Origin of the sequence: Halopseudomonas nanhaiensis, from assembly GCF_020025155.1 — a bacterium.
GTDB lineage: Bacteria > Pseudomonadota > Gammaproteobacteria > Pseudomonadales > Pseudomonadaceae > Halopseudomonas > Halopseudomonas nanhaiensis.
This window is the reverse complement of sequence record NZ_CP073751.1, coordinates 1,476,168-1,491,688: the sequence shown is the minus strand read 5'-3', so window position 1 is coordinate 1,491,688 and position 15,521 is coordinate 1,476,168. Positions and strand designations below refer to the sequence as shown.

Below are 15,521 nucleotides of genomic sequence, written 5' to 3'. Positions count from 1 at the left end.
GCGAACAGTCGCGTTTCAGAGCGGCTGACCGGACGCCGGATCGTGCCACTGCTCGGCCGCATCGGCACCACGCTGCTCATTCACCGGCAGCACCGTAACGATCGCCAGCACGAATAGCACCAGGCAGAACACGATCGCATCGGCCAGACCCAGCCCCCACTGGATCGCGCCCAGACCCAGCATGCCGAACACCGCGGCCAGCTTGGAGGCCATGCCCCACAGGCCGAAGAACTCGCCCTCCTTGCCTCGCGGGGTCAGGACACCAACCAGAGCACGGGTAGCCGATTGCGAGGAGCCGAGACTGGCACCGGCCAGCACACCGGCGATCAGAAACACGTACTGCGCTTCCCAATCGACACCGAAAGCGCGCTGCATCCCCAGAGTCAGCGCCGGGGTCTGCCATATGGCAAGGATCGCTGCGAGCCAAAGAACGAGCGTCATCAGGTAGGTCGTCTTCGCCCCGAGCCGGCTCTGCAGCCAGCCGAAGCCTACAGCGCCGAGTGCTGCGGTGATCTGCACGATGATGAACATCAGCACCCGAACATCCTCTTCCCAGCCAATCACCTGGGCGCCGTAAATGAACGAGAAAGCGATGATGATGTACACACCGGACATGGTGAAGAATACCGATATCAGCAAGGCGCGGAGATCACGGAAGTAATGGATTTCACGCCAGGTCGTCGCGACGCGAGACAGGCCGATGCGCATCAGTCCAGTGTTCGACGCAGCAGGCAGCGAGTCATGCCGTTCTTTCAGCCAGAGGAAGGTCGGGACCGCAGCGATCAGGAAGAAGAAACCGGCGAAGGGCCCGACCCAACGGATCGTATCGTAGTTTTCTGCCGAGACCTCGCCGAGGAACAGCAGAGCGAACACGGCCGCCACCAGCCCACCGATATAGCCCAGACCCCAGCCAAGGCCGGAGATCCAGCCCAGCGCCTTGCGCGGCCCGAGGTCAGGCAGAAAGCTCGCAATAAAGCCCTCCCCGATCGAGTAGGCGAAGTTGGACAGAATGATCAGCAATACGGCAACCGTGTGCCATCCCGGCTCAACGAAGTACAGCAGCGCTGTGGCGATGACGGTAAGCAGATAGCTGCCGAACAGAAAGCGCTTGCGGCTATGCGTGTAATCCATGACCGCGCCGCATACCGGGTTCGCTACCACCACCATCAGGTAGCTGGCGGCGAGCGCCACGCTCCAGAGCAGATTGCCGAGCCGGTAGTCCGGCGCATCGCCGACGATCACCCGGGTGAACAGGTCGCCGAAGATCACCGTAATGATCAGCAGTGTGTAACCTTGATTGGCAAAATCGAACATCGCCCAGCCGAAGATTTCCCGCTTCGGCGCCAACTGGTTCTGGCTCATGCTCGCTCCCGGCTAGCCTGCTTGGTCAACTGAGTTTCTTCTGCCAGAACATGGCCCGCCCCATGGCCGGGTCCAGTTGGTAGTTGGCAAATCCGATCTTCTGATAAGCGCGTTGTGCCACGTCGTTGCCTTCGAGCACCTCCAGCGTCAGCTTGCAGCATCCTCGCTCCCGGGCAATACGCTCGACCTCGAACAGCATTGCCTGGCTCACCCCCTGCCCGCGGTACCGCCTTGCAACCACGACGTCGTGAATATTGACCAGCGGCTGCGCCTCGAATGTCGAGAACCCCTCGAAGCAGTTGACCAGCCCCGCGGGAGCCCCGTCGACGAAACAGAGGACACTGAAGGCATGCGGCAAGGCGGCAAGGCGCTCTACCAACATGGCCTTGACCAGAGTGGGCAACGCTTCGCTGCCGCCCATCGGATCCATTGCGTAAAGGTCGAGCAGCTCGACGATCGCACGCGCGTGCGCCTCGTCATGGTAATCGGCTTGTATGACAGTGCGGTGCATGGTGCGCCCGATAAGTAAGGTAAGAGCGGCAACGATACACCGAAACCTGCCGAATCACCGAGCCTGCGGGCGCTTACCAGGGCAGCAACTCGCCATTGCTGTGCCAGAAGGAGCCGGTGTTATCGAGCGTCAACGCATCGATCCGTGCCGCAATGCCGGCTGCCGATTCCTCAGGCGTCATCTGCCCGGTATTGCCGGTCATGCGGGTCTGTACGTAGCCGGGGTGTAGCAACGCAACAGCAATGCCGCGCCCCTTCAGGTCCATCGCGAGAGACTTGCCAAAGGCGTTGAGCGCAGCTTTCGACGCACGATAACCATAGCGTCCGCCAGAATCGTTGTCCGCCATCGAGCCCATGCGGCTGGTGATGTTAGCGACCTTGGCGCCCTGCCCAAGTAGCGGCAGCAATGCTTCTGTAACGCGCAACGGAGCGTAGGCGTTAACCTCCATCTGCTGACGAATCGAGTCGAAATCGATAGTGCCGAGACGCTCGTCCCGCAGAAGCCCGGCATTGTTGATCAGCAGATCAATGCTTTCACCGTCCAGCGCCTCGACCAGCTTGCGCACGTCCTCATCGCGGGTGACGTCGACACTGCTGATGACACGCGCCGCGATCTGATCGAGCGCGGCAGAAGACTCGCGGCAGACGCCGATCACGCGCTTGCCCTGCCCGGCATACAGCCGCGCCAGTTCCAGACCTATCCCGCGGTTCGCGCCGGTGATGACTACCTGTTGCATAGGAAGGCTCCCCTGTTGAGTCGGTTGCGTTAACCAGACAAGGTAGCAGCGATCCACTGCGAGCGTATTGGAGGCTATTGGGACGCTTCCGTCGAAGGCGCAGTCGCGCGCCCGGGACGGCTTCGAAATCCGGATCGGTGGGAGCGGCGTCTTCGCCGCAACGACGCCAGCCTGGAGTCAATCGGACCAAGGTGCGCTACGACAACGGTCGTTCGCATGGCCGGACGCGGCGATCAGCGCTGCCAGACTTCGATATTGTTCTGTCGTCCTACGCGGTAGTCGCCACCAAGCGGCACGGCCTTGCCAAGGCCATAGTCCCCGAGCTTCGCCACCACCTGTTGCACCTGCCCTGTCTCCAGGCCGGGCGCGACCGCGCGCTGCAACACATACAGCAGATAGGGCTCCACCCCCACTTCGACCGGTGCGTCGTGATAGTGGGTCTTCACCAGGCCGAGCTGCCGTTGCTGCGGTTTGTCAGTGACCGGGTCGCCGTCAGCCGGCTGCACGCGGTCGACCCAGGCATCAATGAACACCAGCTTGTCAGTCAGTTCGGGAAAGATATCCGCCGCAATGTGTCGCAACACCGGCTCCAGGCTTGGAGGAATCCGGTCACCAGCGACCAACTCGGCCGCGCAACCAGCGTATTCGGTCACGTCCAGCCCCGGGGCGGTCATGCGTTCCACCCACCGATAGACTCGTGGCGCCCGGGTCTTCATGATCTGCGCCGGTACCGGGTCGCGCCCGAGGTGGGCGAACATCGAGGCGATCAGTCCGTAGTCCGCGATGCATGGCCGACCGCCAAGCAGGTACGGCCAGTGCTGGAAATGGTCTTCCAGAAGATCGAGCAGGGTTTCATAGGAACGTTCAATGTGAGCAATGCTCTGTTCGGTGACCCCCAGCCGGGGCAGGTACGACTGCATTCGCCCCATCACCTTGTCGGCGAAATCCGCGCCCGAGCCGCTGGCAAATGCGTGGTGCAGGAAGGCTTCCTGCTGCTCACGGTACGACCAGCGATAATGCATCGACTGCTTGAGCATCGCCTGGCCACCGTAATACTCGATGATGACGGCGACGGCGCGCTGAAGAGGTCCCTCCGGGTAAGCCGGATATTGCACTCCGCGCTGCTCGAAGTGATCGATGATATCGATGGTGTCCTGAATGACCTCGCCGTCAGGCGTCTCCAGCACCGGAATGATGCCCCGGCCAATCAGCGGCACGATCCGGCTGGCAAAATCAGGGTGAGAGGTGGGACGTTCGACATACTCGATACCCTGATTACGCAGATAGCAACGCGCCTTGCCGGTATACAGGGAATGGGGCACACCGTAGAGGATGTAAGGGGACGCAGTGGACATGCTGTGCTCCGGATGATCGTATTCGCGTTTGCCCAGACGGTATAACCCAGAGCGCATTCGAACAAGTCGATGCACCGCATGAATGCGCGACCATGCGGTCCATCTGTACGCTCGGGCCCCTGTTTGCTTCATCGGACCGTCGCTCGGCGCGCTGCGAGCGGCCAGCGGGCGCCGCCCGCAGCGCAGGATCAGCCGTTACCTGACCGTGACGATATGCCCGTCACGGGGATCGACTCGCCCTTCGCAGAGGTCGGCCACCAGCGACTGCGCCGCCTCGAAGCCCTCGTGCTGATTAATCTTCATCCAGGGATTGGCAGAGTCGCTCACCCGCGCGATAAAGGCCAGCTGAGCCTCGTTGAAGCGACGGGTCACTTCACCCGGGCCCCAGTCGGTGTTGCGCTTCTTGATCTGATACGGCGCGAAATACGGCTGCGGCTGTGGGCCCGGAAGGTTCTTGTCGGCCTTGTCCAGATGATCCTGCGATTGCGCCGAACCGGCGTAGCAGTCATGCACGAGCTGCTCACCGAAATGATGGTGCACGCGGGCACGCAGATCGTTGTTGCCGGCGAAGTCCACGTACAGCGTGGGCACGTTCGGGTCGAGGGACTCCAGCTCGTCGTAGGTCACGGTCTGAGCGTAGCAGCCAAGGGACTCGACGAAAGCGCGGTTACCTGCCGACGTCCAGCCCAGCAGACGAACGTCAGCGCGGTTTTCCAGGCAGAACGCGGTACCGTATGCGGTCTTGCTGGAGGCGCTTGAGAAAATGATCTGTTTGGCGCCGAAGAAGCCGTTGTCTTCGAGAAAGTCCGCCAGCATGAACGAGGTGATGAACAAGGGACGCAGCAGAGCCTGGTAGGGTTCGTTCTCCGGCCGGTAGGCAGCGTCGGTCGTGGTGCGCTGATACTGGTTGTACGCAGAAGTCAGTTCCAGGCGATGCGGCGCGCCGTCGTAGAAACCGCGCTCGCTGACCCGCACCGGCTGCATGATCAGATGTGTCGCGATGGGCCAGTAGCCATAGTAACGCTCGCCCTTCTCGACCCCTTTCACCGTGGACTCGACCACTTCGGCAAAACCCCATGCCGGCATGTGGCCCCAGCCCTCTGCATGGGTCGGAAAGAAGCTCCAGTAGCGCAGATGCGGCGTGTCGCCGAAGGCCGCGTAGGTGATGTTGTTTGTCGTCACAGCCAGATCGGTTATCTTCAACAGTGCTTCGCCAGCCTTGAGCTCCGGCAATTCGGCGCTGACGATGCGGGTGTGATGCAGGGCGGACTTGTCGGTTTGCAGCTGCGTTACAGTAGTCATTCGTTCTTCTCCGTCACTGAGGCCAGGTGTGCACCGACTGTATCGCATCGCCCGGGCTTCCGGGTTCGGTTATCGCTGAGATGCGCAAGCCGCCCACGGAAGCCAAGCTCAGGCCGCTCAAGCGGCCATCCCAGGCCCGTGCCAAGGCCACGGTGCAGGCGATATTCGACACCTTTGTTCGGATTTGGCAGCGTGACGGCTGGGAGCGCATCACAACCCGTGCGATAGCCGTCGAGTGCGGCATTGCGGTAGGCACGCTCTATGAGTATTTCCCCAGCAAGATGGCGCTGCACTCGGGCTACATCCGACATTGCATCGAAATGACCATCCGGCGGGTTGATGAAGCAGCGGTCGAGCCGGCGGGGCTCACCTGGGAGCAGCGCCTGCACGCGACGCTGCAGCTGCTATGCGGCGTCGAACGAACCGGAATGCCCTGGTTTCACCCCAAGCTGCTGGAGCTTGAACCCAGCCTGGCAGAGCATCGCCACCAACTGCGTGCCCATGAAGAATTCAAGGCGCTCTGGCATCGGGTGTTCGCCGCCTGCACTGACCTGCCTGGCCCGGTATCGCCGCAGACGGTAGAAGCATTGCATCTGGCCGTCTGGGGCGGCCGGCGCTATGCCCTGCTGCTGCAACTGGACACGCAGGCAACACGCCTCTGGGCGAACGAGATGGAACGCATATGCAAAGCTGCCATCGCCCCGCGTTGCTGAAGACGTCAGATGGCACTGCTTCACCTCCTTTCTGTAAAAACACCATCCGGCAACCGTGCAAACGGTCTTTCCCCGACCCAATAAAAAACCCCGGCCTCATACGAGGCCGGGGTCTCTAACACACTGCTATTACTGGCAGTTGCCGCGGTACTCGGAGATTCGATAGTCCGAGGTGTGGTTCGGGCCGCAGAGGAACTGCTGGTAGCGGGTGTCTTCGTCCAGATGGCGCTTCATCCAGGACACACCGAGACGGCTCAACGTCGCATTGTAGGAGTTCCCACCGTTGGCGCAGTAGTGGTTGCCGTTGTTCAGCTCGAAGAAGGCCTTGGGCAGGCCACTCGGCAGCTGATTGTAGAACGGCGACGCATGCTGGCTGACCGGGGCGACAGTGTCGGACTCACAGGCAAAGATAAGCGTCGGAGCCTGAACGTCGCGGAAGCTGGTGGTATCCCAGGGCGCGAGCGGAATCGCTGCCTTGAGACGACCCTCTTCAGCCACGCGCAGTGTGCCGCCACCGCCCATCGACCAGCCGACCACGCCGAGACGATTGACATCGATCATGCCGTTGATGGCACTGCTCGAGGTGTTGTTGCGGTCGATCATGTAGTCGAGCGCCGCGTTGATCTGGCGCGCGCGGCTGGCAGGCTGGTCATAGCCGGAGTTGGTATCGATGGTCATGACCACGAAACCGTGAGAGGCCAGCTTCGGGCCCCACCACTCGATCGACGACTCGGAGGAAACGAAGCCGGGAATGACAACGATTGCCGCCATGGTGCCGGTAGTACCGGTCGGATAGTGAATGGTACCGCCGCCGAACCCGCTCACATAGCTCGACACGTTCTCGGTACGAACGCTGTACGGACCACGCTCGGCCTCGAGATACGACACGGTCGGATTCGGGCCACGCTGGTAGCTGCCATCACCCGGATCGGTTGGCGGCGGTGGCGTGGGGTTGCTGGACATGGCTGAAGCGGAAAACAGCAGTGCACTGGCGGCAAGCAGGGACAGGGCCGACTTGTGGAAAGTTTTATTGTTCATTCTGACTCCGAGAGTTTCCATTATTGTTATTGAAACTTCACCGACCGATACTTGACGAGACGCATTCGTATACCGGACTACCGAAGTGTATGTTCAGAAACTTTACAGTCAACGCCAAAAATGCAATTTCACCCGTATGGGTTAACTGACAACCCCTTCGAAATCAGACGCTTGCAACGTTAAAACCCAAGCAAATATACCGACCATCATAACCTGTTTGGGTGATAGCTTAAGCTCTTCACAAGTGCCAGATGAAGTCGCTTGATACGAATACAAAGGCTCTACCTCGGCACTTGAGCAGTTTCAAGTTCGAGGCAACCCTGAAGGTGGTTGCCTCATACCGTGGTGCTACTGATACATCCAGAAGTTTGGATGTTGAACGACGTCGGCGTACTTGTCGGATTGCCCCGACTGACTGCGCTGAAGGAAACGCTTGATGAGCTGCATCGATGAACTCTCCTGTGTAGGTTGGGAGAGGCCATCATCAAGCGAAGCGGCCGATAGGAAAAATCGATTGTTTCTATCTTCCTGATTTAGATTTCTGGCGAGAATCCTTCCACCAACCGGGAGGCTCACCCCGCCATGCGGGACGAGCCCCGACCCCCGCTATTACGGACAGTTGCTCCGGAATTCGGAAATGCGGTAATCCGACTCGTGATTCGGTCCGCAAATGAACTGGCCGTAGCGCTGATCCTTGTCCAGGTGCAGCTTCATCCAGGAGACACCCAGGCGGCTGAGCTGATCATCGTACGAATTGTCGCCATTGGCGCAGTAATGCGAGCCGTTGTTCAACTCGGCAAACGCTTTGGGCAGACCGGCAGGCAGCTCATCGTAGAAGGGATCAGCATGCTGGCGCACCGGGGCGACGATGTCCGATTCACAGGCGAAGATCAACGTCGGTGCCTGCACATCCCGGAAGTTGGTGGTATCCCACGGTGCCAGCGGAATGGCCGCGCTGATGCGCCCCTCCTCAGCCACGCGCAGTGTCCCGCCGCCGCCCATCGACCAGCCAACCACGCCGAGACGATCTACGTCGATCATCCCGTTGATCGGGCTGCGCGAGGTGTTGTTCTCGTCAATCAGATAATCCAGCGCATTGTTGATCTGCCGAGCCCGGCTCGGCGGCTGATCGAAGCCAGTGTTGGTGTCGATCGTCATGACCACGAAGCCATGCGAAGCCAGCTTGGGGCCCCACCATTCGATCGACGACTCGGCCGAGACATATCCCGGGATGACCACGATCGCAGCCATGGTTCCGGTTGTGCCCGTGGGATAATGAATGGTGCCGCCACCGAAGCCACTGACCAGGCCAGAGACACGTTCGGTGCGCACCGAGTACGGCCCGCTGCTGGCTTCCAGCATGGCTACGGATGGATCCGGCCCGCGCTGGAATTCATCGGTTTGTTCCTCGGGTGGAATAGTCGGGTTGCCGGCCATGGCGGAAGCGGAGAACAGCAGCGCTCCGGCTGCGAGCATGGAAAGAAACGACTTCGACATGTTCTTGTTGTTCATTGAAGCTCCGATCTGTACGTCTGGTTTTTGGAATTGTTGTTTGGCCCACCTTCCGTCAGGACGGCAGGCCGGGCAACGGGTCGGAGTCTAGGGGGGTGAGATCGAGGGTCAACGCCGTTCGGGTAATTTCACCCATATGGGTTAAGGCTCAGCGTGACGCAGGTCACATGATGCTAAGCCTTTGATTCTGAAATGAAGTCTTTCCGATACCGAACTGACATTGGCGAGTCCGGTAGCCGCAGCTTTCAGTTCGGACGTTGCGAGATGAAATCGGCGATGGCTCGGTTGACCGCTTCGACAGCCTCGCTTTGCAACCAATGACCCTTGCCTGCGAGCACCTTTATGGTCAGATCCGGAATCCGTTCGCCCATCAGCCGGCTCAACTGTTCCACAGTGGCGCGCTGGGTCGCATAGTCCTTCTCTCCGGACAGAAACAGCACCGGACACTCGATCCGGGCGCTCGCCAGGGGCTGCATGATCTGCCAGTTGTGATCGATGTTGCGGTAATAGTTGAGGCCACCGGCGAAGCCGCTACGACGATACGTGCTGACGTAATAGGCAATCGCTTCGTCAGTGAGCCACGCGGGTTGTTCCAGTGGCCTGCCCAGCCGACCTATCCACCCTCCTCCCTCGGCGATGGCCTTGCCCAGCTGCGGTTGAGCCCGAGGGGTATCAGGAGAGCAGAACAGCGCGCGCAGGATACCCTCCGGATCCGCATCGAACTCGGCTTCGGCGACGCCGGGCTGCTGAAAATAGAGCTGATAGAAAAACCGATCTCCAAACAGCGCTTTCAACTCCCGGGTGGGCGGGTGCTCACCGAGTGGTTTCAACGGAACACTCATCACCACCATGCGCGAAACGGTCTGCGGATACTGCAGGGCAAACCCCCAGGCGTTGATCGCGCCCCAGTCATGACCGATCAACAGAACCCTGGAAGCACCTGCTTCGGCAACCAGATCGGATAGAAACCGGCCGGTGCGCTCAATGGTGTAGTCGGCGATGCGGGGGTAGCCCTGCGTTTCCCCGAAACCTGGCATATCCGGCGCGATGACGCGGTAGCCTGCATTCGCCAGGAGGACCATCTGGTATCGCCACGAGTACCAACACTCCGGCCAGCCATGGACGCACAGCGCCAACGGGCCTTCCCCCAGCACGGTCACGCGGGTCCGCAGACCACTGACCGTCCATTGTTGAAGCTGAATATCATCGATGCTGTACATGAAGTCTCCCGCGCCCGGCCGATACGCCAGAACACTACCGCAGTGCAGCGCTGGTTCAACCAAGTATCAATTCGGTGAATACCGCACTTGCATGGCAATTACCGGCTAACCGCGCCTACACTCTCGCGGTTAATTTCATCAACTTGTCCAACCGCGCCTGCGCCAGTCAGGCCACCCAGCGGAACAAACAGAGGGCCACATGAAAACCAGAATCACTGAACTTTTCGGCATCGAGCACCCGATCATCCAGGGCGGCATGCACCATGTCGGTTACGCAGAACTCGCCTCTGCCGTCGCCAATGCCGGCGGTCTGGGCATGATCACCGCCCTCACCCAGCCAAGCCCTGCGGCGCTGGCCGAAGAGATTCGGCGTTGCCGCGAAATGACCGACAAGCCCTTCGGTGTGAATCTGACCTTCCTGCCTTCGGTGAATCCGCCGGACTATCCCGGCTACGTCGAGGCGATCATCAAGGGCGGCGTGAAAGTCGTCGAGACCGCGGGCAACAACCCGCAAAAATATCTGCCTGCGCTCAAAGAACACGGCGTCAAGGTAATCCACAAGTGCACGGCCGTGCGCCACGCGCTGAAGGCACAGGCCATCGGCTGCGACGCAGTCAGTGTGGACGGCTTCGAATGCGGCGGCCATCCGGGTGAGGATGATGTGCCGAACTTCATCCTGCTGCCCCGCGCCGCCGACGAACTCGAGATTCCCTTCGTGGCCTCCGGCGGCATGGCCGACGGCCGCTCCCTTGCCGCCGCTCTGGCGTTGGGTGCCGAAGGCATGAACATGGGCACCCGGTTCATCGCTACCCGCGAAGCGCCCGTGCATGAAAACGTGAAACAGGCCATCGTCGCCGCCAGTGAGCTGGACACCCGGCTGGTCATGCGGCCGCTGCGCAATACCGAGCGCGTGTTGAACAACAGTGCGGTCGAGCGCCTGCTGGAAAAGGAACGCAAACTGGGCGCGGACCTGAAGTTCGCCGATATCGCCGAGGAAGTCGCAGGCGTCTACCCGCGCATCATGAAAACCGGCGAGATGGACGCAGGCGCCTGGTCCTGCGGCATGGTTGCCGGCCTGATCAACGATGTTCCGACCGTCAAGGAGCTCATCGACCGCATCATGGCCGAGGCCGAAGGTATCATGCGCGAGCGCCTTGCTGGCATGCTCAATGGCTGACAAATCAAGGAGCTACAGATGAGTTTTGATACTCCGCTACACCTTTGTGGTCCGCTGCGCGAGCCGCGCCAGATGCTTCACGAGCAGGAATACAGCGGCCACACCTCGATTCACGACGACAGCATGGCCGAGAAGCTCGGCTTCAAGGCCGGGCCGATCGAAGGACCTACGCATTTCAGTCAGTTCGTGCCGCTGCTGGCAGAAGTATTCGGACAGAGCTGGTTCGAGAGCGGTTGCTTCTCCTCCCATTTCCAGAACATGGTGGTGGAAGGCGAACAGGTTCGTGCCTTCGTCGAGCTTCCGGCTGCGGGCGCTACGCGTCTGCGTTGCTGGGCCGAAAAAGCCGATGGCACGCCGGTACTCGAGGCCAGCGCCAGCATCGGGCCCGGTGATGCGCCGACCCTGCTGGATGAGCGCATGGCCAAGCTTCGGCCACCAGAAAAGCTGGTCATTCTGTCCGACCTGCATGTCGGCATGAAGGGCGCCGAAGAGGAACGCGTACGCATGGACGCTGATCAGCACATGGGCAACCTGTACCCGTTCTCGCTGAATCAGAAGCTGGAACGCATCACGGAAAATTCCCCCTGGTACGCCAGCAGCGACAACCCATGGGGCCGCCCGATCATCCCGCTGGAGATGGTCAGCGTGCTGGCCGAGTACACCAGCAAGCAAGCGGCCTTCCCGGTCAAGCAGCCGGTGATCGGTCTGTTTGCCGACCAGGAAATCCGCATGGTGGATGGCCCGCTCTTCGTTGGTGAGGAGTACGTCATCCGCCGCGAAATCGCTGCGCTGTCCGAAAGCAAGCGCACCGAATCCTACTGGGTCCGTACGCGCATTTACGATGCACAGGGCGAGACGCTCAAGGCGGAGATGTTGCTCAACCACGCAACCCTGAAGCATTCGTACGAGAACTACGAAGCCGAAGCTTCCGCCTGAGGCCTGGGCGGCTGCTCGTTCGAGCGGCCGCCCTCCTTTCACCGAACCAATCGGGCCGATCCGGCGGGCAACAATCCCCCCGCTGTTCTATGGTTACGGCAAATCACCGTTCAGAGATGGCCAATGACCGACTCCACCGATCACATGCGCAAGTATTCTTCACAGGTTGTCGACGGTGTCGCCGCGACACCCGCCAGGGCCATGTTGCGCGCCGTCGGGTTTACCGAAGACGATTTCAGCAAGCCGCAGGTGGGTATCGCTTCCACCTGGGCCAACGTCACGCCCTGCAACATGCACATCAACAAGCTGGCAGAAGACGCCGGCCGGGGCGTTGACGCCAATGGTGGCAAGAGCGTCATCTTCAATACCATCACCATCTCCGACGGCATCGCCAACGGCACCGAAGGCATGAAGTATTCCCTGGTCTCCCGGGAAGTGATAGCCGATTCGATCGAAACCGTAGCCGGCTGCGAGGGGTTCGACGGTCTGGTGGCAATCGGCGGGTGCGACAAGAACATGCCGGGCTGCCTGATCGGCATGGCGAGGCTCAACCGCCCGTCGATCTTCGTCTACGGCGGAACGATCAAACCGGGCGCCAACCACACCGACATCATCTCGGTTTTCGAAGCCGTCGGTCAGCACGCAAAGGGCGACATCGACCTGCTGGACGTGCAACAGATCGAAGAGACGGCGATCCCCGGCCCTGGCTCCTGCGGCGGCATGTATACCGCCAATACCATGGCCTCGGCGATAGAAGCGCTTGGCATGTCCTTGCCCGGCTCCTCCGCGCAGAACGCGGTCTCGCTGGACAAGAGCGAAGATTGCATCAACGCCGGTCGGCAGGTACTGGAGCTGCTGAAGCAGGACATCAAGCCACGCGACATCATGACCCGCAAGGCGTTCGAGAACGCCATCCGTGTGGTGATTGCGCTGGCAGGCTCGACCAACGCCGTGCTGCACCTGCTGGCCATGGCCCACGCCGTGGATGTCGAGCTCACGCTGGATGACTTTACCGAGATCGGCCGAACCACTCCGGTCCTGGCCGATCTCCGGCCCAGCGGGCAATACATGATGTCGGAGCTGGTTGCCATCGGCGGCATTCAGCCGCTCATGAAGCGACTGCTGGACGCCGGGCTGTTGCACGGTGATGCTCTGACCGTGACGGGAAGGACCTTGGCGGAGAATCTGACAGCCGTGGCGGACTACCCTGCCGGTCAGGACATCATCCGTGGGTTCGACAACCCGGTGAAGCGTGACTCGCACCTGGTCATCCTGCACGGCAACCTGTCCCCCGATGGGGCCGTGGCCAAGATCACCGGCAAGGAAGGCTTGCGCTTCACGGGCACGGCCAGGGTGTATCACGGCGAGGAAGCAGCGCTTGCCGGCATCCTCGATGGGCAGGTGGTCGCCGGAGATGTGCTCGTCATACGTTACGAAGGCCCGAAGGGCGGTCCGGGCATGCGCGAAATGCTCTCTCCCACGTCGGCGATCATGGGCAAGGGGCTGGGCAAGAACGTTGCTCTGATTACCGACGGGCGCTTTTCCGGTGGGTCGCATGGGTTCGTTGTAGGGCACATAACGCCGGAAGCCTATGACGGCGGTCCGATTGCCCTGGTGGAAGACGGCGATCCGATCAGCATCGATGCCGAAACCCGACAGATCGTACTGGGCGTGAGCGACGATGTGCTCGCCCAGCGCAGACAGCGCTGGAGCCGGCCCGAGCCGAACTATACGCGCGGCGTGCTGGCCAAATATGCCAGACTGGTTTCGAGCGCATCCGAAGGTGCCGTCACCGACAAGTGATGGCAGCGGTCCCCCGGTAATCGGTGATTGGCGGCTGAACGCCACGCCGAAGCTTTCTGCCGGGTGTTGCTTACCGCTCTACCGGCGCCATTCGGCCCCTTCTCCCGCCTGCCCGGCCGACCTGCATCCAGGCAGCGCGACTTTGCGTCAGAAGATGTCATTTTGCCTCATCGATTGAACCGCCAGCGGAATTTGCAGGTCCAGCATGTAGGTCAAAGCCGGATGAAGCTGCTGCGTGCCCTCTCCGATTGACACATATCGCCAATGTTCAGGCATCCGCTGTCGGAGTACCTGTGAAGTCTCTGGATTTGCTTAGACGTTCGTTCGACCCGCTCTACGGGACCTCCGCCGCTTTCCAGGACGAGTTCGCCCTCTGGTATCACCGGACCAAGCTGCCGCAGATCCGCCTGATCGCGCTGCTGACCATGGTGTTGTATCTGCTCTACGCCTGGATGGAACAGGGCGTAGCCGATGACGCGCGCGGCGCGCGTATGCTGGTTCACGGCGTCATCATTCCGCTGGCGTTGTTGAGCGTGTTTCTGATGAGTTTCGTCGACAGGCTCCGCCAGCCGATGGTGTTCCTGCTGGCTACCGCCCCGGTCGCTTCGGCAGCGACCAACCTCTGGCTGAACAGCCATCACGGGGACTTCGTCTACTTCGCCCCGGAGCTGTATTTCATCATCATCTGGACCTTCACCATCTCCGGGCTAAGGCTGCGCCTGGCGATGCTGACTGCCTCGGCCTGCACCTTGATGACACTGGTAGCGACGCTTGCCGGGACAATCGAGCCCGGGGTCCAGCGCCTGCATCTGATCTGGCTGCTGGCCGCGTTTTCCTTCGGCTGCGTCAACGCCTACATCATGGAGCGGGCGCACAAGTTCATGTTCGTCGACCGCAACGAGCTGTCACGCTCAGCCAGCACCGATGGACTGACGGGGCTGTGGAACCGGTCGAGGATCGAACAGCTGTTTTCCGACGAGTGCCTGCGCGCCCGACGCTAGGGCACACCCTTCTCGGTGATTCTGATCGACATCGACCATTTCAAGCAGGTCAACGACACCTTCGGTCACACCGTGGGCGACACGGTCCTGCGCGAATTTGCCGCGCTGCTGCGCAATAACGTCCGGCAGGTCGATCAGGTCGGGAGACTTGGCGGCGAAGAGTTTCTCATCGTGCTGCCGGAGACCAGCCAACAGCGCGCTACGGAGGCTGCGGAGATCCTGCGTCAGCGCATCAATCACCATGAGTTCGACACCGTCGAGCACAAGTCGGCCAGCTTCGGTGTGACCCAGTTCCGAGAGGATGAAACCCTTCGCAGCATGCTTGACCGCGTCGATCAGGCGCTCTACATGGCCAAGCACAACGGGCGGGACCGGGTGGAGGTACTGTGACCGGATCAGCACTGTTGCCGATGGCCTATACTGCGGGTCTGAGCGCCTTGTCGGGTTCTGGCCCGTTCCGCTGACCATCTGGAGCATCCCATGTCCATCATCCGCACCGTCGGCTTCTCTAGCCTCTGCGCCCTCCTTGCTTCTCCAGCATTCGCCCATCACGGCTGGTCATGGGCCGAGGAGGAGCAGACCGAACTGACCGGCACCATCACCCATGTCCAGATTGCGCCGCCCCACCCTTCTCTTGATGTTGAGAACGAGGACGGCACATGGCGCATCGAGCTGGGGAATCCGCGCAACACCAAGCAGTCAGGTTTCGACGAAAACTCTGCAAGCCCCGGCGACTCGATAACGGCAATAGGCAACCGCAGCCTCGATCAGTCCGAAAAACGGATGAAAGCGGTGCAGGTCACTGTCGACGGCAAGACCTACGACATCTATCCCGAGCGCATCGAAAGCCAATAG

The 15,521-nt window shown here is 60.9% G+C and carries 15 protein-coding genes; 7 read left to right on the top strand and 8 right to left on the bottom strand.

What is annotated here, in order from left to right:
- Nucleotides 1–15: 15 nt before the first annotated feature.
- The 5 genes from KEM63_RS06745 to KEM63_RS06725 all read right to left on the bottom strand — a co-directional run bounded on the left by KEM63_RS06745 (nucleotide 16) and on the right by KEM63_RS06725 (nucleotide 5,266).
- Nucleotides 16–1,362, bottom strand: a complete 1,347-nt coding sequence (locus KEM63_RS06745) for an MFS transporter (RefSeq protein ID WP_223655423.1) — start codon at nucleotides 1,360–1,362, stop codon at nucleotides 16–18.
- A 25-nt stretch (nucleotides 1,363–1,387) separates the two neighbouring features.
- Complete coding sequence (locus KEM63_RS06740) at nucleotides 1,388–1,873, bottom strand: GNAT family N-acetyltransferase (protein ID WP_223655422.1); 486 nt, start codon at nucleotides 1,871–1,873, stop codon at nucleotides 1,388–1,390.
- A 73-nt stretch (nucleotides 1,874–1,946) separates the two neighbouring features.
- Nucleotides 1,947–2,609, bottom strand: coding sequence for an SDR family oxidoreductase (locus KEM63_RS06735; protein WP_223655421.1), 663 nt, complete (start codon nucleotides 2,607–2,609; stop codon nucleotides 1,947–1,949).
- A 233-nt stretch (nucleotides 2,610–2,842) separates the two neighbouring features.
- Entirely contained in the window at nucleotides 2,843–3,964 is a 1,122-nt protein-coding gene (locus tag KEM63_RS06730; RefSeq protein ID WP_223655420.1) for a glutathione S-transferase family protein, read from the bottom strand.
- A 195-nt stretch (nucleotides 3,965–4,159) separates the two neighbouring features.
- Complete coding sequence (locus KEM63_RS06725; protein ID WP_223655419.1) at nucleotides 4,160–5,266, bottom strand: DUF2855 family protein; 1,107 nt, start codon at nucleotides 5,264–5,266, stop codon at nucleotides 4,160–4,162.
- Nucleotides 5,267–5,346: 80 nt separating this feature from the next.
- On the opposite strand from KEM63_RS06725, the gene KEM63_RS06720 reads away from it, so the two are divergent.
- Nucleotides 5,347–5,979, top strand: a complete 633-nt coding sequence (locus KEM63_RS06720) for a TetR/AcrR family transcriptional regulator (RefSeq protein WP_223655418.1) — start codon at nucleotides 5,347–5,349, stop codon at nucleotides 5,977–5,979.
- A 129-nt stretch (nucleotides 5,980–6,108) separates the two neighbouring features.
- On the opposite strand, the gene KEM63_RS06715 is transcribed toward KEM63_RS06720, so the two are convergent.
- From KEM63_RS06715 to KEM63_RS06705, 3 genes are all read right to left on the bottom strand, one after another.
- The gene (locus KEM63_RS06715) at nucleotides 6,109–7,017 is read right to left on the bottom strand and encodes an alpha/beta hydrolase family protein (protein ID WP_223655417.1); all 909 of its coding nucleotides are present in this window, start codon (nucleotides 7,015–7,017) and stop codon (nucleotides 6,109–6,111) included.
- A gap of 609 nt (nucleotides 7,018–7,626) precedes the next feature.
- Entirely contained in the window at nucleotides 7,627–8,529 is a 903-nt protein-coding gene (locus KEM63_RS06710; protein WP_223655416.1) for an alpha/beta hydrolase family protein, read from the bottom strand.
- A 245-nt stretch (nucleotides 8,530–8,774) separates the two neighbouring features.
- Nucleotides 8,775–9,749, bottom strand: coding sequence for an alpha/beta fold hydrolase (locus KEM63_RS06705; protein ID WP_223655415.1), 975 nt, complete (start codon nucleotides 9,747–9,749; stop codon nucleotides 8,775–8,777).
- Nucleotides 9,750–9,948: 199 nt separating this feature from the next.
- On the opposite strand from KEM63_RS06705, the gene KEM63_RS06700 reads away from it, so the two are divergent.
- The 6 genes from KEM63_RS06700 (at nucleotide 9,949) to KEM63_RS06675 (ending at nucleotide 15,521) form a co-directional block, all read left to right on the top strand.
- Complete coding sequence (locus KEM63_RS06700; RefSeq protein ID WP_223655414.1) at nucleotides 9,949–10,926, top strand: NAD(P)H-dependent flavin oxidoreductase; 978 nt, start codon at nucleotides 9,949–9,951, stop codon at nucleotides 10,924–10,926.
- Between the two features lie 18 nt (nucleotides 10,927–10,944).
- Entirely contained in the window at nucleotides 10,945–11,862 is a 918-nt protein-coding gene (locus tag KEM63_RS06695) for a hypothetical protein (protein WP_223655413.1), read from the top strand.
- A 123-nt stretch (nucleotides 11,863–11,985) separates the two neighbouring features.
- Nucleotides 11,986–13,665: a dihydroxy-acid dehydratase gene (ilvD, locus tag KEM63_RS06690; protein ID WP_223655412.1), complete on the top strand. Its 1,680-nt coding sequence runs from the start codon at nucleotides 11,986–11,988 to the stop codon at nucleotides 13,663–13,665.
- 293 nt (nucleotides 13,666–13,958) lie between these two features.
- Nucleotides 13,959–14,666, top strand: coding sequence for a hypothetical protein (locus tag KEM63_RS06685; protein ID WP_223655411.1), 708 nt, complete (start codon nucleotides 13,959–13,961; stop codon nucleotides 14,664–14,666).
- A gap of 15 nt (nucleotides 14,667–14,681) precedes the next feature.
- A complete protein-coding gene (locus KEM63_RS06680) occupies nucleotides 14,682–15,056 on the top strand; it encodes a GGDEF domain-containing protein (RefSeq protein ID WP_223655410.1) in 375 nt (124 codons plus the stop codon).
- A 90-nt stretch (nucleotides 15,057–15,146) separates the two neighbouring features.
- Nucleotides 15,147–15,521, top strand: a complete 375-nt coding sequence (locus KEM63_RS06675; protein ID WP_223655409.1) for a DUF6152 family protein — start codon at nucleotides 15,147–15,149, stop codon at nucleotides 15,519–15,521.

What these genes read in the sequence shown, in the direction of transcription:
- KEM63_RS06745 (WP_223655423.1), bottom strand. Translation starts at nt 1,362, where the DNA reads ATGAGCCAGAACCAGTTGGCGCCGAAGCGGGAAATCTTCGGCTGGGCG.
- KEM63_RS06740 (WP_223655422.1), bottom strand. Translation starts at nt 1,873, where the DNA reads ATGCACCGCACTGTCATACAAGCCGATTACCATGACGAGGCGCACGCG.
- KEM63_RS06735 (WP_223655421.1), bottom strand. Translation starts at nt 2,609, where the DNA reads ATGCAACAGGTAGTCATCACCGGCGCGAACCGCGGGATAGGTCTGGAA.
- KEM63_RS06730 (WP_223655420.1), bottom strand. Translation starts at nt 3,964, where the DNA reads ATGTCCACTGCGTCCCCTTACATCCTCTACGGTGTGCCCCATTCCCTG.
- KEM63_RS06725 (WP_223655419.1), bottom strand. Translation starts at nt 5,266, where the DNA reads ATGACTACTGTAACGCAGCTGCAAACCGACAAGTCCGCCCTGCATCAC.
- KEM63_RS06720 (WP_223655418.1), top strand. Translation starts at nt 5,347, where the DNA reads ATGCGCAAGCCGCCCACGGAAGCCAAGCTCAGGCCGCTCAAGCGGCCA.
- KEM63_RS06715 (WP_223655417.1), bottom strand. Translation starts at nt 7,017, where the DNA reads ATGAACAATAAAACTTTCCACAAGTCGGCCCTGTCCCTGCTTGCCGCC.
- KEM63_RS06710 (WP_223655416.1), bottom strand. Translation starts at nt 8,529, where the DNA reads ATGAACAACAAGAACATGTCGAAGTCGTTTCTTTCCATGCTCGCAGCC.
- KEM63_RS06705 (WP_223655415.1), bottom strand. Translation starts at nt 9,749, where the DNA reads ATGTACAGCATCGATGATATTCAGCTTCAACAATGGACGGTCAGTGGT.
- KEM63_RS06700 (WP_223655414.1), top strand. Translation starts at nt 9,949, where the DNA reads ATGAAAACCAGAATCACTGAACTTTTCGGCATCGAGCACCCGATCATC.
- KEM63_RS06695 (WP_223655413.1), top strand. Translation starts at nt 10,945, where the DNA reads ATGAGTTTTGATACTCCGCTACACCTTTGTGGTCCGCTGCGCGAGCCG.
- ilvD (WP_223655412.1), top strand. Translation starts at nt 11,986, where the DNA reads ATGACCGACTCCACCGATCACATGCGCAAGTATTCTTCACAGGTTGTC.
- KEM63_RS06675 (WP_223655409.1), top strand. Translation starts at nt 15,147, where the DNA reads ATGTCCATCATCCGCACCGTCGGCTTCTCTAGCCTCTGCGCCCTCCTT.